This window comes from Streptomyces sp. TRM70350 (assembly GCF_019219825.1).
GTDB lineage: Bacteria > Actinomycetota > Actinomycetes > Streptomycetales > Streptomycetaceae > Streptomyces.
In genome coordinates, this window is sequence record NZ_JAHUXH010000009.1 from 224,686 (window position 1) to 249,040 (window position 24,355).

30 protein-coding genes and 3 pseudogenes are annotated in these 24,355 nt (G+C 69.6%); 15 read left to right on the top strand and 18 right to left on the bottom strand.

Annotation, left to right across the window (positions count from 1 at the left end):
* The first annotated feature begins 230 nt into the window (after positions 1-230).
* The gene (locus KWI83_RS17240; RefSeq protein ID WP_308122076.1) at positions 231-1,898 is read left to right on the top strand and encodes a cytochrome bc complex cytochrome b subunit; all 1,668 of its coding nucleotides are present in this window, start codon (positions 231-233) and stop codon (positions 1,896-1,898) included.
* Here KWI83_RS17240 and KWI83_RS17245 read toward each other — a convergent pair.
* The gene (locus KWI83_RS17245) at positions 1,820-2,278 is read right to left on the bottom strand and encodes a cytochrome c oxidase subunit 4 (protein ID WP_256362373.1); all 459 of its coding nucleotides are present in this window, start codon (positions 2,276-2,278) and stop codon (positions 1,820-1,822) included. The genes KWI83_RS17240 and KWI83_RS17245 overlap by 79 nt on opposite strands.
* A complete protein-coding gene (gene ctaD, locus KWI83_RS17250; RefSeq protein WP_218515289.1) occupies positions 2,275-3,870 on the bottom strand; it encodes a cytochrome c oxidase subunit I in 1,596 nt (531 codons plus the stop codon). Before ctaD ends, KWI83_RS17245 begins: the two co-directional genes overlap by 4 nt.
* A 635-nt stretch (positions 3,871-4,505) precedes the next feature.
* Here ctaD and KWI83_RS17255 point away from each other — a divergent pair.
* A complete protein-coding gene (locus tag KWI83_RS17255) occupies positions 4,506-5,438 on the top strand; it encodes a site-2 protease family protein (RefSeq protein WP_256362374.1) in 933 nt (310 codons plus the stop codon).
* 59 nt (positions 5,439-5,497) lie between these two features.
* Here KWI83_RS17255 and KWI83_RS17260 read toward each other — a convergent pair whose 3' ends face one another.
* The 4 genes from KWI83_RS17260 to KWI83_RS17275 form a co-directional block, all read right to left on the bottom strand.
* Positions 5,498-5,662: a hypothetical protein gene (locus tag KWI83_RS17260; RefSeq protein WP_218515236.1), complete on the bottom strand. Its 165-nt coding sequence runs from the start codon at positions 5,660-5,662 to the stop codon at positions 5,498-5,500.
* A 716-nt stretch (positions 5,663-6,378) separates the two neighbouring features.
* Positions 6,379-7,236 carry a F510_1955 family glycosylhydrolase gene (locus KWI83_RS17265; protein ID WP_218515237.1) on the bottom strand — a complete coding sequence of 286 codons (858 nt, stop codon included), beginning with the start codon at positions 7,234-7,236 and terminating at the stop codon, positions 6,379-6,381.
* Between the two features lie 139 nt (positions 7,237-7,375).
* Positions 7,376-8,035, bottom strand: a complete 660-nt coding sequence (locus KWI83_RS17270) for a DUF305 domain-containing protein (RefSeq protein ID WP_218515238.1) — start codon at positions 8,033-8,035, stop codon at positions 7,376-7,378.
* A 100-nt stretch (positions 8,036-8,135) separates the two neighbouring features.
* A complete protein-coding gene (locus KWI83_RS17275) occupies positions 8,136-8,588 on the bottom strand; it encodes a DUF6153 family protein (protein ID WP_308122077.1) in 453 nt (150 codons plus the stop codon).
* Between the two features lie 297 nt (positions 8,589-8,885).
* Between KWI83_RS17275 and KWI83_RS17280 the strand changes: the two genes are divergently transcribed.
* From KWI83_RS17280 to KWI83_RS17300, 5 genes are all read left to right on the top strand, one after another.
* A complete protein-coding gene (locus KWI83_RS17280) occupies positions 8,886-9,329 on the top strand; it encodes a MarR family winged helix-turn-helix transcriptional regulator (RefSeq protein WP_218515240.1) in 444 nt (147 codons plus the stop codon).
* Positions 9,322-9,849, top strand: a complete 528-nt coding sequence (locus KWI83_RS17285) for an aspartate carbamoyltransferase (RefSeq protein ID WP_256362375.1) — start codon at positions 9,322-9,324, stop codon at positions 9,847-9,849. Before KWI83_RS17280 ends, KWI83_RS17285 begins: the two co-directional genes overlap by 8 nt.
* A gap of 188 nt (positions 9,850-10,037) precedes the next feature.
* The gene (locus KWI83_RS17290; protein WP_218515241.1) at positions 10,038-10,598 is read left to right on the top strand and encodes an isochorismatase family protein; all 561 of its coding nucleotides are present in this window, start codon (positions 10,038-10,040) and stop codon (positions 10,596-10,598) included.
* 355 nt (positions 10,599-10,953) lie between these two features.
* On the top strand, positions 10,954-11,346 hold the full coding sequence (locus KWI83_RS17295; protein ID WP_218515242.1) for a hypothetical protein: 393 nt from the start codon (positions 10,954-10,956) through the stop codon (positions 11,344-11,346).
* Positions 11,347-11,435: 89 nt separating this feature from the next.
* On the top strand, positions 11,436-11,816 hold the full coding sequence (locus tag KWI83_RS17300; protein ID WP_218515243.1) for an FAD-dependent oxidoreductase: 381 nt from the start codon (positions 11,436-11,438) through the stop codon (positions 11,814-11,816).
* Positions 11,817-12,130: 314 nt separating this feature from the next.
* Here KWI83_RS17300 and KWI83_RS17305 read toward each other — a convergent pair whose 3' ends face one another.
* Both KWI83_RS17305 and KWI83_RS39985 read right to left on the bottom strand, forming a co-directional pair.
* Complete coding sequence (locus KWI83_RS17305; protein WP_218515244.1) at positions 12,131-12,532, bottom strand: hypothetical protein; 402 nt, start codon at positions 12,530-12,532, stop codon at positions 12,131-12,133.
* Positions 12,529-12,854: pseudogene (locus tag KWI83_RS39985) on the bottom strand (IS5/IS1182 family transposase); the annotation flags it as partial. The pseudogene KWI83_RS39985 and the gene KWI83_RS17305, both read right to left, overlap by 4 nt.
* Before the next feature lie 32 nt (positions 12,855-12,886).
* Between KWI83_RS39985 and KWI83_RS38630 the strand changes: the two are divergent.
* The 7 genes and pseudogenes from KWI83_RS38630 to KWI83_RS17345 all read left to right on the top strand — a co-directional run bounded on the left by KWI83_RS38630 (position 12,887) and on the right by KWI83_RS17345 (position 18,053).
* Positions 12,887-14,164: a tyrosine-type recombinase/integrase gene (locus tag KWI83_RS38630; protein WP_308122078.1), complete on the top strand. Its 1,278-nt coding sequence runs from the start codon at positions 12,887-12,889 to the stop codon at positions 14,162-14,164.
* Positions 14,094-14,642 carry a GNAT family N-acetyltransferase gene (locus tag KWI83_RS17320; RefSeq protein WP_218515245.1) on the top strand — a complete coding sequence of 183 codons (549 nt, stop codon included), beginning with the start codon at positions 14,094-14,096 and terminating at the stop codon, positions 14,640-14,642. Before KWI83_RS38630 ends, KWI83_RS17320 begins: the two co-directional genes overlap by 71 nt.
* A gap of 334 nt (positions 14,643-14,976) precedes the next feature.
* Positions 14,977-15,291, top strand: coding sequence for a hypothetical protein (locus KWI83_RS17325; protein ID WP_218515246.1), 315 nt, complete (start codon positions 14,977-14,979; stop codon positions 15,289-15,291).
* A 121-nt stretch (positions 15,292-15,412) separates the two neighbouring features.
* Positions 15,413-16,162 (top strand): annotated as a pseudogene (locus KWI83_RS40300) (hypothetical protein); the annotation flags it as partial.
* A gap of 76 nt (positions 16,163-16,238) precedes the next feature.
* Positions 16,239-16,544: a hypothetical protein gene (locus KWI83_RS17335; protein WP_218515247.1), complete on the top strand. Its 306-nt coding sequence runs from the start codon at positions 16,239-16,241 to the stop codon at positions 16,542-16,544.
* A gap of 82 nt (positions 16,545-16,626) precedes the next feature.
* A complete protein-coding gene (locus KWI83_RS17340; RefSeq protein WP_218515248.1) occupies positions 16,627-17,109 on the top strand; it encodes a hypothetical protein in 483 nt (160 codons plus the stop codon).
* Positions 17,110-17,339: 230 nt separating this feature from the next.
* A complete protein-coding gene (locus tag KWI83_RS17345; RefSeq protein ID WP_256362379.1) occupies positions 17,340-18,053 on the top strand; it encodes a Crp/Fnr family transcriptional regulator in 714 nt (237 codons plus the stop codon).
* Between the two features lie 112 nt (positions 18,054-18,165).
* Here KWI83_RS17345 and KWI83_RS17350 read toward each other — a convergent pair whose 3' ends face one another.
* Positions 18,166-18,576 (bottom strand): MerR family DNA-binding protein, encoded by a 411-nt coding sequence (locus KWI83_RS17350; RefSeq protein ID WP_218515250.1) that lies wholly within the window; start codon positions 18,574-18,576, stop codon positions 18,166-18,168.
* 119 nt (positions 18,577-18,695) lie between these two features.
* Here KWI83_RS17350 and KWI83_RS17355 point away from each other — a divergent pair, with 119 nt between their 5' ends.
* Positions 18,696-18,842, top strand: coding sequence for a hypothetical protein (locus KWI83_RS17355; protein WP_218515251.1), 147 nt, complete (start codon positions 18,696-18,698; stop codon positions 18,840-18,842).
* A gap of 203 nt (positions 18,843-19,045) precedes the next feature.
* Here the strand turns inward: KWI83_RS17355 and KWI83_RS17360 are convergent.
* From KWI83_RS17360 to KWI83_RS17400, 9 genes and pseudogenes are all read right to left on the bottom strand, one after another.
* Positions 19,046-19,351, bottom strand: a pseudogene (locus KWI83_RS17360) (mercuric reductase); the annotation flags it as partial.
* A gap of 49 nt (positions 19,352-19,400) precedes the next feature.
* Positions 19,401-19,985 carry a YceI family protein gene (locus KWI83_RS17365; protein ID WP_218515253.1) on the bottom strand — a complete coding sequence of 195 codons (585 nt, stop codon included), beginning with the start codon at positions 19,983-19,985 and terminating at the stop codon, positions 19,401-19,403.
* A gap of 98 nt (positions 19,986-20,083) precedes the next feature.
* Positions 20,084-20,368: a DUF2267 domain-containing protein gene (locus KWI83_RS39990; RefSeq protein WP_308122085.1), complete on the bottom strand. Its 285-nt coding sequence runs from the start codon at positions 20,366-20,368 to the stop codon at positions 20,084-20,086.
* Between the two features lie 338 nt (positions 20,369-20,706).
* Complete coding sequence (locus KWI83_RS17375; protein WP_218515255.1) at positions 20,707-21,591, bottom strand: universal stress protein; 885 nt, start codon at positions 21,589-21,591, stop codon at positions 20,707-20,709.
* Positions 21,592-21,625: 34 nt separating this feature from the next.
* The gene (locus KWI83_RS17380; protein WP_218515256.1) at positions 21,626-21,835 is read right to left on the bottom strand and encodes a hypothetical protein; all 210 of its coding nucleotides are present in this window, start codon (positions 21,833-21,835) and stop codon (positions 21,626-21,628) included.
* 190 nt (positions 21,836-22,025) lie between these two features.
* Positions 22,026-22,457: a DUF2267 domain-containing protein gene (locus KWI83_RS17385; protein ID WP_218515257.1), complete on the bottom strand. Its 432-nt coding sequence runs from the start codon at positions 22,455-22,457 to the stop codon at positions 22,026-22,028.
* A gap of 558 nt (positions 22,458-23,015) precedes the next feature.
* On the bottom strand, positions 23,016-23,276 hold the full coding sequence (locus KWI83_RS17390) for a universal stress protein (protein WP_218515258.1): 261 nt from the start codon (positions 23,274-23,276) through the stop codon (positions 23,016-23,018).
* A 178-nt stretch (positions 23,277-23,454) separates the two neighbouring features.
* Positions 23,455-23,736: a hypothetical protein gene (locus tag KWI83_RS17395; protein ID WP_218515259.1), complete on the bottom strand. Its 282-nt coding sequence runs from the start codon at positions 23,734-23,736 to the stop codon at positions 23,455-23,457.
* Positions 23,737-23,739: 3 nt separating this feature from the next.
* Positions 23,740-24,126 carry a DUF2267 domain-containing protein gene (locus KWI83_RS17400; RefSeq protein ID WP_218515291.1) on the bottom strand — a complete coding sequence of 129 codons (387 nt, stop codon included), beginning with the start codon at positions 24,124-24,126 and terminating at the stop codon, positions 23,740-23,742.
* Between the last annotated feature and the right edge of the window lie 229 nt (positions 24,127-24,355).

A 24,355-nucleotide genomic window follows, 5' to 3' on the forward strand; every position in this document is an offset into this window, starting at 1 on the left:
GCGGGCCGACGGCGGGTTTCTCAGCGGACGGACGGCTGCGCCCGAGGGCGCAGGTCACCGGAACGGCGGCAGCCTCGCCATGTCCGGTGCCCTGATGACGACCACACCACGCTGTGTGACGGCGCGTCCGGCCCCTGTGCCCGCTGGGCCTCCCTATCGTTGCTCAGGAACCGAGAGAGCGGGAGTTGCCTGTGATCTTCTTCCGGCGGACTCGTCTGAAGGCGCACGCGGTGAGACGCAGGACCGGGCAGTCGGCGGGCCGCGTCGTCGCGGGACTCGACGGACGGTTCCCCGTCAGTGAGGCCGGCGGGCTGCTGCGCAAGGCATTCCCCGGCCACTGGTCCTTCTACCTGGGCGAACTCGCGCTCTACAGCCTCCTCGTCCTCGTGATCACCGGCATCTTCCTCACCCTGTTCTTCGAGCCCTCCATGACGGAGGTCGCCTACGACGGCTCCTACACCCCGCTGAACGGGGTGCTGATGTCGGAGGCGTTCGCGTCCACCCTGGACATCAGTTTCGATGTGCGCGGCGGGCTGCTGATCCGTCAGATGCACCACTGGGGGGCCCTTGTCTTCGTCGCCGCGGTCGGTGTGCACATGCTGCGGATCTTCTTCACGGGCGCGTTCCGCAAGCCCCGCGAAGGCAACTGGGTGATCGGCGTGACCCTGTTCCTGCTGGCCGTCGCGGAAGGCTTCGCCGGTTACTCGCTGCCCGATGATCTGCTGTCCGGAACCGGCCTGCGGATCGCCCAGGGCATCATCCTGTCGATCCCGATCGTCGGCAGCTATGCCGCGATGTTCGCGTTCGGGGGCGAGTTTCCCGGCGAGGACATCATCGTCCGGCTGTACAGCCTGCACATCCTGCTGCTGCCGGGACTGCTCCTGGCCCTGGTGACGGTCCATCTGATCCTGGTGTTCTACCTGAAGCACACCCAGTGGGCGGGCCCGGGGCGCACGAACCGCAACGTCGTCGGCAAGCCGATGGTCCCGCAGTTCGCCACGTCCTCCAGCGGGCTGTTCTTCATGGTCTTCGGTGTGCTGACCCTGCTCGGCGGGCTCGCCCAGATCAACCCCGTGTGGGCGTACGGGCCCTACCGTCCCGACCAGGTGTCGACCGGGGCGCAGCCCGACTGGTACGTGGGTTTCCTGGAGGGCGCGCTGCGGCTGATCCCGCCGTGGGAGACCGTCGTCGCCGGGCACACGCTGATGTGGAACGTGCTCCTGCCGGCCGTGGTCCTGCCCGCCGCGCTCTTCGCGGTCCTGTACGCCTATCCCTTCATCGAGGCATGGGTGACCGGTGAGTCGCGCGAGCAGCATCTGTGCGACCGGCCGCGGGACCGGCCCGTGCGGACCGGCTTCGGGGTGGCCGGGGTCGTCTTCTACGGGGTGCTGCTCCTGGCCGGCGGAAACGACATCGTGGCGCTCTCCTTCGGTATCTCCCTCAACGCTCTGACCTGGGCCCTGCGTCTGGCCGTGATCGTGCTCCCGGTGGCCGCCTTCATGGTGACCAAACGCGTCTGCGTGGCCCTGCGCGAGGCCGAGCACCAGCGGCTCGCGGAGGGGGCGGAGACCGGCGAGGTGCGGCAGACGATCGAGGGCGCCTATGGGGAGAGCCACCGGCCGGTGGAGGCCGGGGAGCGGCACGTCGTACTGCGCGGGAGCTTGCCGATGGCTGTGCCGCCGGCTTCCACGGAGGCCGCCGGGAGGACGGCGCGGCTGCGCGCGGCGCTCGGGGTCTGGTTCGCGGCCTCCGCGCATCCGCGGCAGGAGGCCGAACCGGGTGGTCCGGGGAAGCTGGAACCGCCCGCCCGGCGTCCCGCTCAGCGTGGCCCGTCGGACGGCGGCTCGGCGGACGGCGGCTCGGCGGACGGTGGCTCGGCGGACGGGCCGAAGTCCTGACGGCCCGCGTGCTCGAAAACGGTGCCGAAGATGCCCAGCGCCAGCACGCCGAGGCCGATCAGCAGCAGCCACAGCCCGTAGACCACCCCCAGCGCGACGACCACGGACCCGAGGGCGGTGGTGATCGGCCAGGAGCTGTCGGGCGGCAGGAACTCCAGTGGACCGGCCGTCTCCGCGATCTCGGCGTCCTTGCGGTCCTGCGGGCGAAGCCCGCGGCGCCGGTACTGGACGGCCAGGAAGAAGGCCACCAGGGCCGCCATGAGGAAGGCGACGATCAGGGCCGCGGTTCCGGCCGGATCGTCGGCGAATGTGGCGTAGGTGCCGGCCGTCAGCGCGAAGAACGCGGCGACACCGGTGAACAGCACCGCTTCGGTCTTCATCCGTAACGCCTCTGCTCGTCCCGTTTGATGTCCGGGTGATGCAGGTCGAAGGCGGGTGACTCGGAGCGGATCCGCGGCAGGGCGACGAAGTTGTGGCGTGGCGGCGGGCAGGGGGTCGCCCACTCCAGTGAGCGCCCGAACCCCCAAGGGTCGTTCACCTCGACCTTCTTGCCGTACCTGGCGGTCTTCCAGACGTTGTAGAGAAACGGCAACGTGGAGATACCGAGCAGGAACGAGCCGATGGACGAGATCATGTTCAGCAGGGTGAAACCGTCGGCCGCGAGATAGTCGGCATAACGGCGTGGCATCCCCATCTCGCCGAGCCAGTGGTGCACCAGGAAGGTGGTCTGGAACCCGACGAAGAGCGTCCAGAACTGGATCTTCCCGAGCCGCTCGTCGAGGAGTTTCCCGGTGAATTTGGGCCACCAGAAGTAGAAACCGGCGAACATGGCGAAGACGACGGTGCCGAAGAGAACGTAGTGCAGGTGGGCCACGATGAAATAGCTGTCGGTGAGGTGAAAATCCATCGGTGGTGACGCGACGATCACTCCGCTCAGGCCGCCCAGCAGGAAGGACACCATGAAGCCCAGCGCCCACAGCATGGGCGTCTCGAAGGAAAGACTCCCCTTCCAGGTGATGCCGATCCAGTTGAAGAACTTCACTCCGGTCGGCACGGCGATCAGGAACGACGTCGCGGAGAAGAACGGCAGCAACACCGCACCCGTGGCGAACATGTGGTGCGCCCAGACCACCGCCGAGAGCATGGTGATGGCGATCGTGGCCCCCACCAGGCCGAGATAACCGAAGACCGGTTTCCTGGAGAAGACCGGAAGGATTTCAGTGACAATCCCGAAGAACGGCAGCGCCACGATGTAGACCTCAGGATGTCCGAAGAACCAGAACAGGTGTTGCCACAGGACCGGCCCGCCGTTGGCCGCGTCAAAAATGTGCGCGCCGAATTTCCGGTCCGCCTCCAGGGCAAGCAGCGCGGCCGTGAGCACAGGGAACGCGGGCAGGACGAGAATGGAGGTGAACAGGATGTTCCAGGTGAAGATCGGCATCCGGAACATCGTCATTCCGGGGGCGCGCAGACACAGGATGGTGGTGATGAAGTTGACCGCCCCCAGCGTGGTGCTGACCCCGGTGATCACCAGCCCCATGGTCCACAGGTCACCGCCCGTGCTCGGGCTGTGCACCTCGCTGTTCAAGGGGGCGTAGGCGAACCAGCCGAAGTCCGCGGCCCCGCCCGGCAGCAGGAAGCCGCTGACGACCAACAGCCCGCCGAACAGGAACATCCAGTACGACAGTGCGTTCATCCGGGGGAAGGCCACATCCGGTGCGCCGATCTGCAGCGGCATCACGGCGTTCGCGAAGCCCGCGAACATGGGAGTCGCGAACAGCAGCATCATGATCGTGCCGTGCATGGTGAACAGCTGGTTGTACTGGTGGAGGTCGACCACCTGGACACCGGGGCGGGCGAGTTCCGCCCGCATCAGCATCGCCATCACGCCGGCCAGCAGGAAGAAACCGAACGCGGTCACCATGTACAGATTGCCGATCACCTTGTGATCGGTGGTCCGTGTCAGACGCACCAGTGCGCGCCCGAGTGCCGGACCCTGCGCCGGGTGAGCCGACGAGGAATCCCTGGTCAGCTCGGTCACAGCGCGACCCGCCGGTTCCCGGGAATGACCCTTGCCGCGCCGCTTGCCGCTTCCCGCATCCCGGTCACCCGGCCCTGAAGGGCCGCACCTTCCCCATGGTCGGTATCCCACTGGCCAGCCAAAATGCCACACTTCGTCTGTTCTGGGCGGAAGGCGTGCCGCGTGGTCCTGTGGCTGGCTCACGCCTTGACTCCTGTGACCGGTGAAGCAGCGAGCACCTGGGTGGCGCTGCGGGGCCTGGGGCCTGCGCGAGGGAGCCTGCGCCGTAACTCCGTGTGCGGGCCGTCGCGTGTCGGTGGGGAGCGTTCCGGGGACCCGGCGGCGCATGAGACGGCAACGGCTCGACGGCACCGAGGGGCCGGCGCCGCGCCTGCAAGGCATGTGGCCGGCATCCGAGTGGGGGTGCACGGGAGCGTCCTGGACACTTTCGTGGTGATCCTGGTGGGGCTGGCGGGGGGGTGGGCTCCGGGAGGCTCATCCGGGCCGGCCGGTGTGGCGGTACTGGCTTGCCTCCGCGGTGACCGCGGTGGTCTTCCTGCTGTCGCTGCTGGCCCATGAGATCAGCCATGCGCTGGTGGCCCGGCGCAACGGTGTCCGTCGAGGACATCACTCTGTGGCTGCTCGGCGGACTCGCCCGGCTGAAGAGCGAGGCGGCCACGCCCGGGGCGGAACTGCGCATCGCCGGCGTGGGACCGCAGGTCAGCCTGGCACTCGGCGTGCTGTTCGCTCTGGCGGCCGGGCTGCTGGCGGGATTCACGGAGGCTGGGCTCGTGGTGGGGGCGCTGGCCTGGCTGGCGGGGATCAGCGTCCTGCTGGCCGTTTTCAACGCCTTGCCCGCCGCGCCGTTGGACGGTGGCCGGCTGCTGCGGGCGATCGTGTGGTGGAAGACCGGCAGCCCGCTGCGCGCCACCGCCGTGGCCACGGCCGCGGGGCGGGTACTGGGGTGGGTGCTGGTCGGTCTCGGTGTGTACCGCGTCCTCGCCGGGGCCCTCTTCAGCGGGGTCTGGCTGGTCGTCATCGGCTGGTTCGTCATCGCGGTGGCCACGGCGGAAAGTGGCCGGGCGAAACTCCGGGAACTGCTGTCCGGGATCCCGGTGAGCGACGCGGATGACCCCCGACCCGGTGGCTGTCCCTGGCAGACCACGGTCGGCGAGTTCCTGACCGACCCGCGCTGTCGCTACCGCCACTCGGCCTTCCCAGTCGTCGAGGACGGGAACGCCGCGGTCGGGCTGGTCACTTCGAAGGGCGCCGACGCCGTCCCGGAGACGGAGCGAGCGTCCACGACCGTCGCCCGTGTGATGGTGCCGGTCGGCGATCTGCCGACGCCCCGTCCCGACGATCCGCCGGCCCGGCTCGTGCCGGAACTGCAGGCAGGCTCCACCCATCGTGCCCTCGTGCTGGAAGGAAGCCGACTGGCGGGCATCGTCACCTCCTCCGACATCAGCCGGGTCACCTCATGGCTCAGCTCCTCTTCCGCCTGGCGGAGCCGGACCGTGTGAGCACAGGGTGGCATCGCCGGCGTTGTGCTGACAGTGCCGTCCCGAAGAGCTGCGGGAGTTCAGCGGTACCGGCGGCCTCCCCGGCGGAACCGCAGTGCGGCATAGGCGAGTGCGCAGAGGAAGACGACCGCGCCGATCACGAGCAGGTACAGCAACCCCTCGACCACCGCACCGATGAGGCCCAGGACCACTGCCACGAGGATGAGGAACAGCAACAGAGCCATCGTGACCGCCTTCCGCGACACCGTTCCGAATGGGGAGGCTTTCACCCCGTCTTCCCCCTTGTCGGTGGTTGATGCCCTGCCCTTGCGCTGCTCGTCGGGGTCGTCAGCGCAGGTGCGGGCACGCTGATACGACCGTGTCCCACAGGAGGACGGCCGCGATGCCTCATCATCGGTGCGGAACCCGTGCGGCGCGCGAAGCCGCCCTCGGTTGCGCCCCTAGCGCGTGGCTTCGCCGTACTGCCGGCCGCACTGGACTCGGCGCCCGGGACACACTCACCCCGCCCGTGAACGATCGCCGCGTTCGTTGCTGAGCCTGCGCACGACGACGACCAGATCGACCGCCGCGAGGGGAGCGAGCGCCGTGCACACGACGACGAGAGTGACCAGAGTGACAAGGACGCCGCGTCCGGGGCTGTCGTCGGGGGCCCCAGCCCGCCGCCCACACGCCGAAGAGCACGGCCGCCCCGCCGAACAAGGCCCCGGGCTGTTGCCGCTCGTGGCTGCCTCCCCGCCATGTGGCCGGCCACGAAGAGCCGCCCGCGAAGACAGAGGAACGCGAGGTCACTCGCGACGAGAAGCAGGAGAGACACGAGCCCGTTTCCAAGTCCTCGCCGAGTGGCGATCGCGGCGCCCCGGACGCCGGGCATGCCGACGATGGTCACAGTCACGGAGTAAACCCGCGTCCCGGCTCCCGGCGTGATCGACTGGGTGCCGGGTCAGTGTCCGCCGCTCGATTCGACGGCGAGGCGCTTGCGGAAGGTCTTGCCGCCGTCCTTCGACTCGTACACGCCGTCCTGGGTGGCGGCCAGGAGGTGCTCGGCGCCGACCGCGGTGAGCGCCTGGGGTGGGCCGCCCGGCACGGTGGAGACCTTCTTCCACGTGGCGCCGCCGTCGCTGCTGCGCTTCAGGACGCCGGCCTGGTCGATGCCGTAGAGGGCGTCCGCGGCCTTCCAGGAGAGGAACGCCAGTACCGGCTCCTCGCCGTCGGCGAACGTCCTGCCGCCGTCGGTGCTGCGGGCGATGCCCTCGGCGGTGGTGGCGAGGATGAGACTGGGGTTGTTGGGGCTGACCGCGATGTCGAGCGCCTCGAGGCGCGCCCCGTCCTTCCAGGTGGTGCCGTCCTTGGTGGTGCGCAGCAGGGCGTTGGCGGCGTCGTAGCCGTAGACCGTGCCGTGCGCGTGGTCCAGCGCGTGGAAGTCCGACTCGCCGGACAGGGACAGTGACGTCCAGGTCTTGCCGGCGTCGGTGCTCTTGATCAGTCCTTTGTTTCCGCCGGAGGCGGGGTGGCCGCTGGCGTAGAACGTCTTTTCCCCGGCCACGGTAAAGCCCATGAAGTCGTCCTTGCTGTCCCCGACCAGCTGGGCGTCGCCGTCCGCGTCGGAGGTGTAGACGCCCTCATGCGTGGCGACGTACAGGCGCTGGTCGGAGGGGTCCAGGCCGAGGCCGTGGATGTGGCTCACCCTGGTGCCGGAGGCGGCGGACGCATCCGTGCCGTCTTTGCCATCGGAGCAGGCGGCCACGGTCAGGGCGAGAGTCAGGGCAGCCGCCGTCGCGGCGGCATGGCGCTTGTGCATGGGTCCTCGGAGTCATCGGGCTCGCGTCGGCGCGGAAGGCCGGGAGGTGCGGTCGAGGGGAATGTGCGAAGGCCGGGGCCGGGCCGTCCGGCTCCTCGGCGAGCGTGCCGCGGAGCCGGACGGCCCTGTGTGACCTGGCTCAGAGCCGGTCGAGGATGCTCTGGAGCTGCTTGACCTCGGCGGACTGGCCCCTGACGATGTCGCCGGCCATCTTCTTGGCGTCGGCGTTCTTGCCGTTCTTCTGCTCGTCCTCGGCCATGGTGATCGCGCCGTTGTGGTGCTCGATCATCATCTGGGCGAACAGCTTGTCGAACTCCTGGCCCTTCACGGCTTGGAGTTCCTTCATGTCCGCGTCGGACATCATGCCGTCGCCACCGTGACCGCTGCCGTGGTCCATGCCGGGCACGGACTCCATCGCGGTCGGCTGCTTCCAGGACTCCAGCCAGCCCTTCATCGTCTGGATCTCAGGGTCCTGGGCCTGCTCGATCTTCTGGGCGATGTCCTTGATCTCCGCGTCGGAGGCACGGCCGTCGGCGAGCTGGGCCATGTCCAGGGCCTGCTCGTGGTGGGGGATCATCATCTGCGCGAACATCACGTCCGCGTCGTTGAAGTCCCCGGCCTTGTCCCCGGCGTCGGCGGTCGCCGTGGCCGACGACGAGCCGCTGCCGTGGTCCATGCCGCTCATGTCATCGCCGTCGCCACCGCAGGCGGACAGCAGCAGGGCTCCCGTCGCGACGATGCTCGCTGCCGCGATACGGCGAGTGGACGTGCGGCGCAGGGCACGCGTGAAGGCAGTCATGATCGATTTCACCTCGGGTGTTGTCTGGTTCTTCTGGCGGTTTTCGGGCGTGCGAGACAGCGGGATCGCGCGTGGTGCGCGCCCGCGAGGGTGTCTCGGCCTACAGCCGAAGAACCGACAACTGGGTGAGATCGGGGCCGCGTGGCGGCGGGTTGGGGTGCAGCACCGCGGCGACCTGGGCCCGAAGGCTCGCCGGCCTGTCGGGGTGGCGGGCGAGCGCCGACCGGACGAGCGCGGCGAGCACCCATGCGGCGAGCAGGACGGCCAGGCAGAGGGAGAGCATGTCCATCGCCAGGACGGGCATGTCGGTCGACGGTGCCTGCTCGGAGGTGGCCGCGTGCTGGGAATGCGCCGAGGCCGGAGTTGAGGCAGCCTCGTACGCCGACGAGACCGCGTGGGCCGTGGGCGCCGACACATGGGAGGCCGGGCCCATCTCGGCGGCATGCGCATCGGTGGGATGGCCGACGGTGTGCATGACGAACACACCGAACGCGAGCACGACCACGAGCAGCAGGTGCCCGAGGGCGCCTCCTGTTCGTACGCACCGGCTCACGGTCGCTCCCAAAGACATCTTTCGAGGGCCGCCGCGGCCCTCGCCCCCTGACACTACCGAAACGGAGCGGGTCATGCCGGGGCGAGGCGAGTCACCACTCGCCGCCGCTGCCGCCGCATGGCCGCAGCGGCACTGCTCCAGGCCCTGGCCGCTCACCTCACCCGTGCACGTGTCCTCTCGCTGACAGGCGGCAGATCCGCGGATCAGCCCGCTGAGGCCGCCGTGCCGGATCCGATACCCCGTGGACGAGCCCCAAACTGGTTGTGCTTTCGAACCTCTTGGTTGTATGGTCGAACCATGTCAAGGGATCGCAGGGCCGATGACCCCGCCGTTCTTCAGGAGGCACTGGCAGGTTTTGTCCGCGCCTTTGGACTGCACCAGCCGGAAACCACCCCCTGCGGCCAGCAGATCTCGGTCTCCGAGGCCCACGCCCTGGGCGAGTTGGCACAGGGGGGCGAACTGCGGCAGGTGGAGCTGACGCGCCGGCTGCGACTGCAGAAGAGCACCGTGAGCCGCCTGGTCACCCAGCTGTCCGCCCGTGGGTGGGTGGAACGCGCCCCGGCCCCTGACGACGGACGCGGTGTCGTCCTGCGCCTCACCCCGTCGGGGCAGCGGGCCGCGCAGAACCTTGCTCAAGCACGACGGGAGCGCTTCTCCCGGCTGCTCGAAGCGATCCCGGCCCACGAAAGAGCGGGCGTACTCCACGCCCTCGATGTGATGGTGGAGGCACTGGATGAATAGCGGCAAGCGCCGGGCCCTGGTGGCGGGCGCGGGTGTGATGATCGCCGGCGCGGTGACGGCTGTCGCCCTGGTGGCCGGCGGCTCAGAGCAGGAGCCGGGCGACGGCCGGACCGAGCGGCAGGAGTTAGTGGCCGAGCGCGGCAGATCCGTGATGCCCTTCGACCTTGAGCAGACCACCCACCGCTTCACCCCCACGGCAACGGGGGGCACCCAGGATGTCGTGGCCGACCAGCGCGGCGACGCCGAGCAGATCGACCTGATACGCGAGCACCTGCGCAAGGAGGCCGCGGCGTTCGGCCGGGGTGACTTCGCCGACCCTGCCCGGATCCACGGCGCCGACATGCCCGGCCTCGCCAAACTGCGGGACGGCTATGACCGTATCGAGGTGACGTACGAAGACCGGGCCGACGGGGCCACCCTGACCTACACCACGCAGGATTCGGCGTTGGTCGACGCTCTGCACGACTGGTTCGAAGCCCAGCTCGGCGACCACGGCGCGCACGCCGAGTCCGGCCATTGAACGGATCGCGCCGGAGGACCGCCGAGGCTCGTACTTCGGCGCGCAGACCTTCGCCCAACTCGGCGTCTTCATCGGCCCCTACACCGGTGGCCTGCTCCTCGCGGCCCACGGCGGCACCACCATGTTTCTCGGCGTCGGCTCGTTCGCGCTGGCCGGTGTGGTCATCCATCTGAACCGCCCCGGGTTCGGTGGAGATCTCAGTCGTCCTCGTCGACTACGCCGTCGGCTTCGCGAACCTCCTGCGCTCCCATAACCTCTCCGACCACATCAACAACGTCGTGGGCCTGGCGAAGACGGCGAAGTGGTACGGCAGCGGCCTGGTGGTGACCAACGGCGAGTCCAGCAAGCCGTCCGGCCCGCTGTACCCGGAACTGCTGGAGGCCATTGGTGACCAGCCGGTCATCGAGCGCGCGGTCGACTTCAACTCCTTCCTCGACGCATCGTTCGCCGAGGCGGTCCGGGCGGAGGGCCGGGAGAACCTGGTGATCGGCGGCATCGCCACCGACGGGTGCGTGCTGCAGACCGTACTGGGCGGCCTGCGTGAGGGCTACCGCGTGCACGTGGCGGTCGACGCCTCCGCCAGTCTCTCGCTCGAGGCCCACAACGCGGCGATCCAGCGCATGGTCCAGGCCGGTGCCGTCCCGGTGACGTGGTTCTCCCTGGCCGCCGAGTTCCAGCTCGACCCCAAGTTCCACGACGCCCCGCACCGCATGCGCCTGAGCAGGAGAACGTGCCGGCCATGGGCATGAGCGCCCGGTCCTTCTTCAACGCCGTCGATATGGGCGAGCGCGCCGCAACGGCCGCCTAAGGGTCCTTGAGGAGCGGGCACCGGCCCGCCCCTGCCCAGCCCCGCCCCGGGGGTCCATCTCCCCGCCTCACAGAAAAAAGGGGACGTCGTCCCATGAACGCACATACAGGAGAACCTGCTGCTGTCCGGACGGACCGTCGTGGTGGCGGGCGCGACCGGTAGCGTCGGCGGGGAATGGCCCTCGCGCTGCTTCGCCAGGGAGTCACCGTCGCGGCCACCGGCCGCAGCGAGGAACGGCTGGCCAGCCTCGCGGCCTACGCCAAGGATGCCGGCTGCGCACCCTGATCACCCACACGGTGGATGTCGGCGACGCCGACAGCGAGTCGGTGCGTGCCCAGCTGTACCCGACCAGTCATTTCCACGCGCTACGAGCGGTCACTCCGCTGCTGTCCCGGGACGGTGCCCTGGTGCACCTGAGCGGGTTCAGCGCGGAGATCCCCTACCCGTTCTCCGCGCTCGTCGGCGCCACCAACGCGGCGAAGAAGTCACTGGTGACCTTCCTTACGGCGGAACTGGACGGCGCGGGGCCGCGTACCTGCGAGCTCATCATCGGCCCCATCCGCACCCGCCGCGTGCCGCGATCGGAGCGGACAGTCCCGATTGGTTCAGCGGCGAAGACCTCGGCCGGCACGCGGGCCGCCTCATCGCCGGCGACAGCCCGCACACCGCGGCCCCGCTTCAGCACCTGATCCCATGCACCAACGGCGTACGGACCACCCCGCCGCAGTGCCGGACAGAACCCAACCCTCTCATCCACGCCGAGAACGCGGAGCACCCGATGCGCACCACCGCCAGCCCACTGCCAGCCCCTGACGACGCCATTCCGCAAAACCTCGCCGCGGTCGCGATCCGACCGGGCGACCGTTACTACGACGCCGTACGGCACACCTACACCCGCCTCGGCTCCCCGGCCGCCGTGCTACGCGCCCGCGATCACCAGGACATAGCAGACGCCCTGGTCCATGCCCGCACTGCTCAGGTGCCCGTGACCGCGCGCAGCGGCGGCCACGGCATCAGCGGCCGGTCCACCAACGACCACGGCATCGTCGTCGACCTCTCCCGGCTCAACAGAGTGAGCGTGCTCCACCCCCAATCCTTATTGGTACGAGTGGAAGCGGGAGCCCGCTGGGGAGACGTCGCCGCGTCTCCAAGTGGTTGATGTCTTTGACGGCGTTCACGGACATGATCGGCAGCCTCGCTGACTTTTTCGCGCCCGGAGCGGGCGACGGTATCGGTCTTCGTAACGGCTGATACGACGGCGTACAGCACTCGGTTCACGGGTACGCCGGTCAGGTCAGCGGGAGATCGTCACCGCTTGACGACTTGAGGCCGTCTGGAGGAAGCCCGCACAGGGTCGCCGCAGCCATTCCCAGCCCGCGGCTCACCTGCCGGAGACTTTCTCGGAGGGCGGTTCGTGCGGTGATGTCCGTTTCCAGGTGATGCTTGGGACAGGAGTGCTGGCTGCGGCGTCCGCTACTGCTTCCTGGCGAAGCTACCGGCGTCGGCTTGGGTGAGGATGCCGAGTTTTTTGGCCAGGTGTTTCAGCTTGGCCCGGGTGCCTTCGACGTTCTTCGGCAGCACCTCGTGACCGAGGGCCTGGCAGACCTCCTTGGCCCGGAGGGGGCCGGTCGCCTCGTTGAGGACAGCGAGGATGCGCGTGTCGTCCGGGTGCTCGGGCAGCTCCGGCGGGGATGCGGGGAGCCGGTCGGCGAGGCCGGTGACGGTCTTGCGGGTGATCGCGAGGTGAGCGAGGTGTGTCTCGGCCTCCCGCAGCAGGGCCTGCAGAGCGTCGATCTGCGTACGAAGGTCGTCGGCCAGGGCCCGGGCGGCGTCCTCCTGGAGGTCCAGTGCCTGAAGGAGGGGGCGAATGTTCATGCGCTCACCGCCTCTTCGCGCCAGGTGGAGATGTTCGCGCCGGTAAGGCGGCGGATCACGACGTGGGACATCGCCCAGTGGACGCGGGAGGCGGATGAGGCGGTGCGGTGCTCGTAGTCACGGACCAGGCGCCGGTGCAGCATCGGGATCCGTAGGTCTGCTCAACCCTCCACCGCTTCGGCTGCGGCAGGAATCCCCGGTGCCCGGGGGCGCGTTCGACGATCTCGACGTCGATGCCCAGGCCGGCGCCGTGTGCGACGACCTGGTTCTTGAAGCCCTGGTCGACCAGGGCTTTGCGGACGGTGTCGCCGGTGTGCTGGCTACGCCGGGCTGCGGCCCGAGGAGGCCGTCGCGGTGACCCTGCCGGACTGCGTCCTGCCGCCGGAGGGCTGGGGCAGGGTGATTCTGCACATCACTCGTCCCCAGGCGGGCAGGAAGTGGACCGACACCGGACGCCTCCATGACGAGCGTGGTCTGAAGGGCCGCCCGCCGGGGGACGCCCGCCCGGTGCCGCTGCCGCCTGAACTGGTGGCGCTGTGGCGGGAGAGCGTCGACACCTTCGGTACCGCTGACGATGGGCGGTTGTTCTTCAACGAGCGCGGTGGCGTCCTTGCCCCCAGTAGGTACGGCCGCGTCTGGCACGGAGCCCGGGAGCTGGCCCTATCGCCCGGCCTGGTGAGCACTCCACTCGCGGCTCGCCCGTACGACCTGCGGCACTCGGCCGTGTCCGGCTCCAATGACGTGGTGGACCCGCGCGTTCTGGTGAACGCCGTACAGGCCTGGCAGTTGCCCACGTCCGTCTCCTACGTCGGTTCGTGGGATCGCTGCCGTGGGCGGCGCCTGGTGGCCTTCTACGCGGTCCTGTACTACGCGGGGCTCCGGCCCGCTGAGGCGGTCGGGCTACGGCTGTCGGACTGCCACCTGCCAGAGAAGGGCTGGGGCACGCTGACGCTGCGGGAGACACGCCCCGTCTCCGGCAAGCAGTGGACCGACTCCGGGGAGCGCCACGACCGGCGGGGCCTGAAGGCGCGCGAGGCGTCCACCGACCGGCCGGTCCCCATCCCACCGGTCCTGGTCGCCATCCTCCAGGCGGACCTGAAGGAGTTCGGAACCGCCAAGGAAGGGCGCGTGTTCGGCAACGAGCGCGGGGGAGTGGTCGGCTCATCCACCTACTGGCGGGTGTGGGAGGAAGCGCGGGAATACGCCCTACCGCCGGAGGCCTTCGACTCGCCGTTGGCCGGGCGCCCGTACGACCTGCGGCACGCGTGCATCACGCGATGGCTGAATGCCGGAGTGCCGATCGCTGAGGTGGCCCGACGCGTCGGCAGCTCTCCAGAGGTCATCCACCAGCGATATCACGGCTGCATCGACGGCCACGAGGAAGCCGCCAACGCAAAGATCACAAAGGTTCTAGTGCCGCATCAGAGAACCTTTGCCCTGTGGTCATGTGACGCGCCGTTCGGACGCTGTATGTGGTGTGCAACTCGGTGCCACTCACCACGCATCCTTCGGGCTTCAAAACCGTGTGCGAGCGACTGGGACGTGTCCTTACCATCCGGTCATGGATCTTCGCGAAGAACTTCCGAGCGACAGAGAGTCTGTGCGGGACATCCACCTGCGGGCGTTCGGTGACCACGGCCTTGTCGTGGCCGACCTGGTCGATACCCTGCGGGGCACGATCACGCCCGCGGACGGTCTCTCACTGGTCGCTGAACTCGACGGGCAGATCGTCGGGCACATCATGTTCACCCGCAGTCTGCTCGATGCCCCTCGGCGACTGGTTGAGGTGCATGTGCTCAGCCCGTTGGCCGTCATGCCCGAGCATCACAAGCGCGGTATTGGCTCGGCCCTGGTCCGACACGGGCTGAAGACCCTCGCTGAGCGGGCCGTCCCCCTGGTCTTCCTGGAGGGCGATCCGGGCTACTACTCCCGCTTCGGCTTCGCGCCCGGTGACGACCAGGGCTTCCGAAAACCATCCCTGCGCATTCCAGATGGCGCCTTCCAGGCCCTCAGACTCCCGGAGTACGAGCCATGGATGACAGGGACACTGGTCTACGCAGAGCCGTTCTGGCGGCACGACGCAGTCGGCCTCCGTGACCCCAGCGCATAGTGCCGCGAGAACCTTTACCCCTGTCGTGACGTGACGCGCCGTGCGGATGCTGATGGCGTCCCTTGTCGTGGTGTAGCCGATCACGGTTAGGGAGCCTGGACGGCGCCACAGCCCACACCCACGACCTGCACCGCGGCCCCGGCTCCTGGCAGCGCACCATCGACGGCATCCGCCACCTCATCGACCTCGGCCTGCCCCGCGCGTCGCCCTCACCGAAACCCCGGACAACACCCACGAGATCCCCGCGGTCGCCGAGCTGCTGGCCGAACCCGGCCTGCCCGCCAGCCACTTCGCCGTACGACCGCTGCTGCGCCGCGGCTTCTCCGACACCGGCGTGGAGATCGGCGAGGACTCCGGCATCTCCGAACTGACCGTCACCGGCGTGGAGATCGGCGAGGACTCCGGCATCTCCGAACTGACCGTCACCGGCGTGGAGATCGGCGAGGACTCCGGCATCCCCGAACTGACCGTCACCGCCGACGGACTGCACCGGCACCCCGCCGACGCCGACCTCGCCACCAGCCCCGGCCTGCACCTCGCCCCCGCCGGCACCCCGCTCACCACGGGCCAACAGCTGGTCACCGAGCGGTTCTCCACCGCCCGCCTCACCGACGGCACCCTGCCCCGCCCCGTCCACTGCGCCATCTGACCCGTACGGAAGAGGAGTTCCTCATGCAGCGCCACGTCGCGATCTCGGCGCCGGCCCCGTCGGCCCCGTCGGCCTCGACGCCGCCCTCGCCTGCGCCGACGCCGGACGGCCGTTCACCGTCTACGAAGCCGCGGCCACCGTCGCCGCCCACGTACGGGCCCGGGGCCACGCCCGGCTCTTCACCCCGTGGGACCTCAACGTCTCCCACCGCATGCGCACCCACCTGCCGACCGGCCCGACCGGCGACGACTGCCCCACCAGGGCCGAACTCGCGACCCGACTCCTCGACCCGCTCGCCGCACTGCCCACCCTCGAAGGCCGCATCCGGTACCGCACCCGCGTCGCCGCCCTCGCCCGCACCGGCCTGCTCAAACACGAGCAGATCGGCACCGACACCCGCGCCGCCGCACCCTTCACCCTCCTCCTGGACACCCTCGACGGCGAGGACACGACCACGGCGGACCTCGTCCTGGACTGCACCGGCACCTACTCCCACCCCAACACCCTCGGCCCCGGCGGCATCCCCGCCCCCGGCGAACGCACCGTCGCCCACCGCATCACCCGCACCCTCCCGGACACCGGCGACCCCGACCGCTGGACCGGAACCGTCCTGCTCGTCGGCGCCGGACAATCCGCCCAGACAGCCGCCCGCGACCTCGCCGCCCTGCCCGGCACCCGCGTCGAATGGGCGGTACGCAGCCCCGCGCCCGACTGGGGCGCCGTACCCGACGACACCCTGCCCGGCCGCCAACACCTCGTCGACACCTCCCAGGCCCTCGCCGACGGCGCCAACCACCGCGTCACCGTCCACACCGGCACCCACGTCCAGACCCTGAAACCCGCCGACGACCGGGTACGCGTCATCCTCGCCACCGCCGACGGCCCGCGTGAGATCGTCTGCGACCACATCGTGGCGCTGACCGGCTACACCGGTCTGCGACCACATCGTGGCGCTGACCGGCTACACCGGCGACGCCTCCCTCTACCGGCAGTTGCAGGTCCACGAGTGCTACGCCACCGGCGCCCCCAGGAACCTCCCCGCCGCCCTCCTCGGCTCCGCGGCCGGGGACTGCCTCGCCCAGCCCGCCGTCGGCATCGACGCGCTGCGCAACCCCGAACCGTACTTCTTCATCCTGGGCGCCAAGTCCTACGGCCGCCTCAACACCTTCCTGCCGCGTACCGGCTACGAGCAGGTCGACCAGCTCGCCGCCGCGTATGCCGACGAATCGGAGCTTCTACCTGCCGGTACGTAAGCGCGGTCACATGCCTTCCCGATGCACCGGTCCTAGCGTCGGCGGGGAAGGAAGGCACGCGCAGACAGAGAGGTCGTAGACCATGGCAACCACCGTGCAGGTATCGCCGAGGACCGCCGTCATCCCGCTGTACGCCGTCTGGGGCGCCGCGGCCGGCGTCGTCGGAGGCATCGGTATGGGCATCTGGATGTCCGTCTCCCGGCCGATGATGGACACCGCGATGATCACGATGGTCGCGGGGCTGCTGGGCTCGACGAACGCCGTTGCGGGCTGGCTCATCCACCTGGCCATCGCCGTCTCCTTCGGCCTGGCCTTCGGCGTGCTGCTGGGAAAGCACGCCCGGAAAATGGTGCCCGCGGCCGTGCTCGGGCTGGGGTACGGAGTCGTGGCCTGGCTGATCGGAGCGATGTGGATCATGCCCGCGAACATGGGTATGCCGGTCTTCGAGTGGAACGACGTCACCAGCTCCAGCTTCGGCGCCCATCTCGTCTTCGGACTGCTGCTGGGCCTGTCCTATGCCTGCATCGCCTCGGTGATGGGCAAGCAGCGCACAGGGCCGGCCTGAGCATGGGACGCACACCGCCGCGGTCGGCCGGCACCCCGGGGAAGCCCGTGCCCTGGGGTGCCTCGCCGGGAGGGCCGCTTTCACCCGAAGATACTCATATAGGTGCTGATATACCGATTGGTGATCAGGTGCCCTATTGTCTGGTGGAGGGCAGTGACGTCCTGGCGAACCCGCCCTGGGGTGCGGCACCACCCCCCTGGGCCCCGGGCCGACGCGAGGACATGGGCCGCATGCGCGAGAACCTTCACGAGGACGCGGACCGGACCTGGTGCCTGTCCGAGGTCGACATCTTCTGCGACCTCAGCGAGCCGGAGACGGCGGCCATCGCGGACGCCGCCCCGATGAAGACCTACACCGCCGGCGAGATCCTCTACTCCCCGCCCCAGCCGTGCGAAGTGCTGTTCATCCTCAAACGCGGCCGTATCCGCGTCTTCCGGGTCTCGGCCGAGGGCCGCGCCCTGACCACAGCGATCATCAACCCCGGCACGATCTTCGGCGAGATGGCGCTGCTCGGTCAGCGCATGTACGGCAACTACGCCGAGGCCCTCGACGACGTCACCGTCTGCGTGATGAGCCGCGACGACGTACACCGGCTGCTGCTCGCGGACCCGAGGATCGCCGCACGGATCACCGCGATCCTCGGCCGCCGCCTCGCCGACCTCGAACAGCGCCTGTCCGACACGGTCTTCAAGTCCGTCGCCCATCGCGTCGCCTGCACCCTGATCACCCTCATCCCCGCGAAGGCGCCGACCCGGCCGCTGCGCCCCACGGCCTCACATCCACAGGTCACGCTCACCCATGAGCAGGTGGCCGCCCTGGCGGGCACGTCCCGCGAGACGGTCACCAAAGTGCTGCGTGAACTGGCCGACCGGGGCCTGCTGCGGCTGGGTCGGGGCCGCATCACCGTTCTCGAACCGGACCGGCTGCGCGACGAGGCCGGGTAGCGCGGAGTCATCGGCGGAACGAGGGCATCCGCTGGTCCGCGAGTGCCTGCGGGAGCCGACGGCTTGCGGGCCTTGGCGCGGGAGTAGGCTCCGGTCGCTGTGTGTGGAGCGGCTACTCCGCTTCGATCAGCCCGCAGACCTCGGCGCCCGGGGCCGGCTCTGGGCGGGCCGCCGCCGCAGCGAGTTCGGCCCGTATGGCCAGCAGATCGGCCACCAGTGTGTCGATCTCGCCGATGCGTTCCGCGAGCAGCGCACGTACGGTGGCGCACGGCTGCTGGGCACTTTCGCGGCGGGTCCGCAGAATGCGTGCGGCGGCGTCAAGGCCAAGGCCGAGATCCCGGGCACGGCGCACGAACACCGCGGTGCCCACCGCCTGCGGAGCGAAGAGCTGATAACCCGAAGCCGTGCGGTCGACCGGGGCCAGCAGCCCGCGCCCGGTCCACACCCGCACCGCCTTGCGGGTGACCTGCGCCGCCGCGGCGAGCTGCCCAATGGTCAGCAGCTCCCGGCCGTCGTCGCGCATGTGCCGCACCTCCGGCGTGTCCGTGTTGACCGTGCCCCAGGGGCACGGCTTCACCATGGAAAGCACCGGAACAATCCGGCACATTCCACTCGTCACTCATTGGGAAGAAGGTACACGCCATGCCGATGCAAGAAGGCGAGACCTACACCTGCCCCTGCGACACCTGCGACTGCACCATCCAGGTGCTCGTGTCCGCCCCGGCTGACTGCACCGGGACGGCCCCGACCTGCTGCTGCGGGAAGGTCATGGTCAAGTCCGACAGTTGAGCCGAGCAGGTGGCCCGCTCCAGGGGACCAGCCACCCGCAGGACATGCGCAGCGACCTCGCCCCTGAGCACGTCATCGCTTCCCCAGGCAGACCCGGCATCATCATGGTGAGGCGCGCCGCCGGCCGGGGCCGTACCACTCGCGGTGTGTCCGGGCAGACCAAGACTGCGCAGCCCACCGATGGACCACAGGCCCCGCCTGGCTCACTCGGCGCAGCAGGACAGCCTGTCCACATCGCGGGTGAAGGTCTGCGTGGCGAGCTTGAGGGCCTCGGCCATGGTCAGATACGGCGCCCAGGCGCGCGCCAGCTGGCCGACAGCCATCCCCGCGCTGATCGCGTACGTAGCGGCAGTGATGACGTCTCCGGCGCCCTCGGCGACGGCATGCACACCGAGCACGCGGCCGGTGCCCGCCTCGGCGACGATCTTCACCAGACCGCGGGTGTCCCGGTCGACCAGCGCCCGCGGCACGTGCGCCAGCGTCAGCGTACGGCGGATTCTGGCGCAGCCGCCCGCCTGTGGCCCTTGACGTCTCACCGCGGGCGACGGGACATCGCTCCTATCGGGGCGCCTGCCCTGGGCCGGGGAGCGGCTGGAGCTCGGTCACCGCGTACTCGATCCGGACCTCGTCGGCCACCTTCAGCGCGCCCATGAACGCACTGTACGGCTTGATTCCCCAGGTTGACTGGGTAACGGTGGCCCAGCCGCACACCGTGCCGTCACCGTCGCTGCCGCCGTGCACCGTGACCGGGTGGGTCCGGCCCTTGATGGTGAGGTCTCCGGTGATTTCGAAGTCCTCGGGTGTTCCGGTGATGCTGGTGGAGCGGAAGGCCATGGTGGGGTGCTCTGCGGTGTGCAGCAGTGCCTCACTCTCCAGCGTCCGCTTGATCTCCGCCCGGTCGGCGTCGGTGAGGGGTTTGAGCCCTCCGGCGCCCTCCCGGACGGTCAGCGCCCCTGTCTCGATCATCACGGTCACCGACGACTTCCCGGGGTCGCCGGTGACCACCACCGCGTTCCCCGACCATCGGGTGACCTCGATCGCAAGGTCGTGCCCCGCCCTCCGGCCGAACCCGGCGCGGCTGGTACGGATCGTCAGACGCCCGGTCGGCGGCCCGAAAGCATATACTCCATCACTCACTGTCACGAAAGTGACTTTACGTGATGTGTCCGGCCCTGCAAGGGAGCACCACCGGCGCCTCTCCGTCGGTCCCGCTCCATCCGGCCAGCTGCCCGAAGTACCTGTCAGGCCAGTCCCCGCCAGATCGTCTTCGCGAGGACGGTGAGCACCGCTTCGGCGTGAGCGCGGGCGGTCTCTTCGTCATCCCCGGTGGCCTCGGCCACCCGTCGTACGAACTCCCGCACGCCCCAGGTTCTGCCGGGGAAGTTGTCGGCCGCGTCCATGAGGACCTCGGCCAGCTCGATCGGAAGCAGGCCGACGCCTCTCGAGCCGTGATGCGTATTCCTGCTTGCCTGGTGATTGCCGGGAGGCGCCCTGATTACCTGGCGACCAGGGGAAACGCCGAAGATCCCGGCAGGGGGTGAGGGGAATGCGCCACGAGGAGTTCATCGGGCAGGTGCAGTCGCGGGCACGGCTGGGACAGTCGTGGCGCCGCGGAAAGGGCGGCCCGCGCGACGCTGGAGACGCTTGAGGCCTGTGTTCCGCCGCACGCTCACAACCGCCGTGGTCATGAGGTTGCCGATCATTCGATGCAGCATGTGACCTCTCCCTCCTCAGGCGCTCGCGGCACCGGCCTTCTTCTCCACTGTCTGCCCGCTGGAGAGCCCGCGCACTGTCCCGGCGAGAGTCACGGCGGACACTTGGCACCCGCCTTCCGGCGTGAGGTCCTCCTGCTGGAGACCGTGGGCTACTGGTCGTGCGCGTATGGAACGGTGATGACCGGGCAGCGGGCGTGGTGCAGTACGCCCTGACTGACGGAGCCCAGCAGCATGCCGGTGAAGCCGCCATGCCCGCGCGTGCCCACGACCAGGCCGAGGGCGTCTTCGGACACCTTGGTGAGGACCTGTACCGGGTGGCCTCTCACGACCTCGTGGTGCAGTTCCACTTCCGGATGGGCGGCGGTACGCACCGTAACCGTCTCCGACAGCAGCCTGCGGCACTCCTGGACGGCCGCTTCCTCGTCCAGGACTCCGAGCATCGGAGGGTGCCACACGTACAGGGCCCGCAGGGCCGCGCCGCACAACGCGGCCTCCTCGAGTGCGAAGTCGACGGCGGCAGCGGACTGAGGGCTCCCGTCGACCCCGACGACGAAATGCGGCGGCTGCCGGGTGATGTGCTCCCGCTCGGGTACGACCACCACCGGGCAGGGCGCGTGGGAGACGAGCGGCAGGGCGACAGCGGCGGAGGTGAAAAGCTCCTGGACAGCGCTCAGATGCCAGGAACCGAGCACGACCTCGGTGGCGTCCTGCGCGTGCTCGTGCAGCACCCAGGCCGGATGCCCCTCCGCCAGCAGCCCGGACAGCGTGACCTGCGGGTGGCGGGACTCGGCGAAGGCCACCGCCTCCTTCAGCACGCGATCCCCCGTCGCGTGCAGTGCCTCGTTCCACTCCTCCCAGGACGGCCGACCGCCCGTCGGCCGGTACCCGGGGGTCGGCACGTTCTGCGCGAGGACCAGCAGCAGTGGCAGGCGCCGTCGGGCCGCCTCGTCGACAGCCCAGGCGAGCGCCGCGCGTCTGTCCGGATCGGGGTCGACGCCGACCACGATGGGTTTACGTCCTGTTGCATGCGTCATCACGGACTCCCTCTCTTCCGGCACGACGGTCCGTCTACAGACCCTGGAGGAGCAGGAGTTCGTGGGCGAGTCGCGCGCCGCGTTCCGCTTCCTCGGGCGGAACGTCCTCCGACGGGATGTTCTCCCGCCCACGGGCGAGTACCCGGACGGCCTCGGCCAGGGTCGCGACCTGTGCTTCCAGCCGGCTCAACTGGGCCTCCGGCCCAAACGCGGCATCGGATTCAGGGGACCGGTTCTGCATCATGTCGTGCTCCCTTACGAGGTGGTGACGGGCCGGGCCGTTACCCGGCGGGGCGATCAGGCTGTTGTGCATCTGTCGTCACGCCGGTGGTGGGCAAACGTTGTGCAGTCGCCACTCTGAGTGACCGTCAGGTCCCGCCCCGCGCTGCGCCGGGGCGCCGCCATGCCGGTACCAGCGCGTGCGTGGAGCTCGGTCAGGCTGTCGGCTGGAGGAGGAGTGCGCGGATGTCGTGCGGAAGTTGCTCCAGTGCCGCTTCCAGTTGCCCGGGCGAGACGTGTTCGCGTACGACGGCGGTGACCGCGGGAACGATCCGTGGCACGTCCTCGGCGGAGACCTTCGCTTCCTGGACGAAGCGGTTCACGTAGCCTTCGCGGTCGTACTTGATCGGTACGGCGCTGGGGTTCCAGCCGTCGTAGTAGGCGCCCCGCAGCAGCTCGGGGAGTTGCGCGGCGAAGTGGGCGGCCACGTCGACGGTGACCCGGTCGCGGAGCGTGTGCAGCCAGGTGCGCAGCACCCGGTGGGCGAGGTGGCGGTCCTCGGTTCCCAGGGCTTCGGACACCGCTTTCAGCCAGATGTTGGCGGTGTGGATGGCGTGCTCGAAGTCGGGTGGATGGGTGGGAGGCATCGGTTTTGCCCTTCCGGTCTTCCGTGGCGCCTATGCGCTTGCGGGAATGCCGCGCCTCCGGGCGGGTGGTGTCCGGCACTGGGGACGGTCGGCTCACTCGGAAGTGGCGAGGGCGCGGGTGGTAACTGCCCGGTGGCGTACCGCATGCGCTTCCGCGAGGTGCGCGCGGTGGCTTCTCTTTCCTGCCCCTGGCTCCATGCTAGTGCGGACGGAACCGGTCGGCAGCCGGCCACAGCAGGGCATCACGAGGACCACGGGCTGAGGACCGCCGTCGGCAACACCGGCAACGCGGTGACCATGGGCTGATACCTGATGGAGCGCCCTCTGGTCCGCGCGCGTGCGTCCGTGCCGCTTCATGCCGCTTCGCGCGCTTCGGTCCATGACACGTGGAAACCGGCCCCGTCGAGCGGCGACTCCGTACTGGACACTTCGGCTGGCAGGCGGAACGCCCTTTTGCGGGCCGCGGTCACCATGTCGGCGAGTCTCTGACCTGGCCCGGTCTGTGGGCGCGGGGCCGTGCGGCCGTATCGGGTCGGGTTGGCATGCCCCAGCGGGCCGTCAGGGGATCGGCACGACGGCGACCGGGCAGTGTGCGTGCTGCAGCACCGCGTGCACCACAGAGCCCAGGCGCAGTCCCAGACGTTCGGCAGGGGGATGGCGCGGCACGACGAGCAGGCCGGCGTGGGACGAGGCATCCACCAGGGTGGCGGCCGCCGGACCGATGATCACTTCCGCGTCCACATGCACTTGGGGATACTCCGCGATCGGCCGGGCCGCGTGGTTGAGCAGTTGTGCGTGCAGGCGATGTTCCTCGTCCATGTCGATCGGGGGCGCCAGGACACCGGGGTGGACGATCCCACACTCGGCCGGGGGCGTGCTCGCCGGGCGGAGACGCCGCTTCGTTCCCGGTCCATCGCATCCTCGCCATTCGCAGGAGATCGGCACAGATGGAGGTCAACCCTTGGTGGGCGGCTCCTGCGCGGGGCCCCAGGGCTTGCTACGCGGCCACGTGTCCACGGCGGTGCTTCATCAGCCCCATCACCCGTGCCATGGCATACATGGAAGGCGCCGCCCTGCGGACGTCGCGCCGCGCGGTGGGGCCGGAGAGTGTCAGCACGCGGTCCATTTCGGCGACGCCGCGGAGCATCGGTACCACGTGCCCCTGGTGCTCGCGTGGCTGCGAGCGCCCGGACAGGACGTTTTCCAGGGCCGTACGCAGGACTGATTCGCGGTCGTCCGACCACAGGACGCGGAAGAAGACCCGGCCGTCCGCGTCCATCCGTCAGCTCAGGCCCGTCCTGCCGAACAGCTCCGCGTAGCGGGTCGGCACTTGGGACAGCAGATGGTTGACCTGCCTGCCGGACACCGCGTCGGCGACGGTGGACAACACGGCGCTCGCGTCCCACTCCGCGGTCCGTGGCCGGGCGCCGGTCTGCTGGGCCACGCGCCGGAGGAACTCCTCGCGGCCGAAGGACTCGGGGCGCCCTCGCTCCAGGTGCAGGACGTCATCCAGCGGGGCGGGCAGCTGAGCCGCCAGGTCGTCGGCCTCCTCAGGGGTGATCCGTGTGGCGAGCACCCACAGCACCGCCGCACTGACGTGCTCGGCCTCCTCCTGGCTGTAGTACTCCCCGCGGTCGCGGACCCGAGCCAGAAATTCCGCCAGCTTCACGGTGCCCTTCTGCAGTCGGTCCGCATTCCGCCACGGCTTCTGTGCCACCGCACCTGTCGCCGCGTCGGCCGGACCGCGAAACGGATCTCGCGAGAGGTGTCACGGCGCGCGGGCTGGAGACTCGGCGGCCCGGGTCGAGGAGTGCACATCCGACTGGGCGGCCGGCATCTTGCCAGCTCCTCGAAGCCGACGGTGTGGGCGGCGACGTACGCGTGGTCCACTTCTACTG

Coding starts and splice junctions, on each gene's coding strand:
- KWI83_RS17245 (WP_256362373.1), bottom strand. CDS start 2,278: ATGAAGACCGAAGCGGTGCTGTTCACCGGTGTCGCCGCGTTCTTCGCG.
- KWI83_RS17255 (WP_256362374.1), top strand. CDS start 4,506: ATGCGCTGGTGGCCCGGCGCAACGGTGTCCGTCGAGGACATCACTCTG.
- KWI83_RS17260 (WP_218515236.1), bottom strand. CDS start 5,662: ATGGCTCTGTTGCTGTTCCTCATCCTCGTGGCAGTGGTCCTGGGCCTC.
- KWI83_RS17265 (WP_218515237.1), bottom strand. CDS start 7,236: ATGCACAAGCGCCATGCCGCCGCGACGGCGGCTGCCCTGACTCTCGCC.
- KWI83_RS17270 (WP_218515238.1), bottom strand. CDS start 8,035: ATGACTGCCTTCACGCGTGCCCTGCGCCGCACGTCCACTCGCCGTATC.
- KWI83_RS17280 (WP_218515240.1), top strand. CDS start 8,886: ATGTCAAGGGATCGCAGGGCCGATGACCCCGCCGTTCTTCAGGAGGCA.
- KWI83_RS17285 (WP_256362375.1), top strand. CDS start 9,322: ATGAATAGCGGCAAGCGCCGGGCCCTGGTGGCGGGCGCGGGTGTGATG.
- KWI83_RS17300 (WP_218515243.1), top strand. CDS start 11,436: ATGCGCACCACCGCCAGCCCACTGCCAGCCCCTGACGACGCCATTCCG.
- KWI83_RS17305 (WP_218515244.1), bottom strand. CDS start 12,532: ATGAACATTCGCCCCCTCCTTCAGGCACTGGACCTCCAGGAGGACGCC.
- KWI83_RS17320 (WP_218515245.1), top strand. CDS start 14,094: ATGGATCTTCGCGAAGAACTTCCGAGCGACAGAGAGTCTGTGCGGGAC.
- KWI83_RS17340 (WP_218515248.1), top strand. CDS start 16,627: ATGGCAACCACCGTGCAGGTATCGCCGAGGACCGCCGTCATCCCGCTG.
- KWI83_RS17345 (WP_256362379.1), top strand. CDS start 17,340: ATGCGCGAGAACCTTCACGAGGACGCGGACCGGACCTGGTGCCTGTCC.
- KWI83_RS17350 (WP_218515250.1), bottom strand. CDS start 18,576: ATGCGCGACGACGGCCGGGAGCTGCTGACCATTGGGCAGCTCGCCGCG.
- KWI83_RS17355 (WP_218515251.1), top strand. CDS start 18,696: ATGCCGATGCAAGAAGGCGAGACCTACACCTGCCCCTGCGACACCTGC.
- KWI83_RS17375 (WP_218515255.1), bottom strand. CDS start 21,591: ATGACGCATGCAACAGGACGTAAACCCATCGTGGTCGGCGTCGACCCC.
- KWI83_RS17380 (WP_218515256.1), bottom strand. CDS start 21,835: ATGATGCAGAACCGGTCCCCTGAATCCGATGCCGCGTTTGGGCCGGAG.
- KWI83_RS17385 (WP_218515257.1), bottom strand. CDS start 22,457: ATGCCTCCCACCCATCCACCCGACTTCGAGCACGCCATCCACACCGCC.
- KWI83_RS17390 (WP_218515258.1), bottom strand. CDS start 23,276: ATGGACGAGGAACATCGCCTGCACGCACAACTGCTCAACCACGCGGCC.
- KWI83_RS17395 (WP_218515259.1), bottom strand. CDS start 23,736: ATGGACGCGGACGGCCGGGTCTTCTTCCGCGTCCTGTGGTCGGACGAC.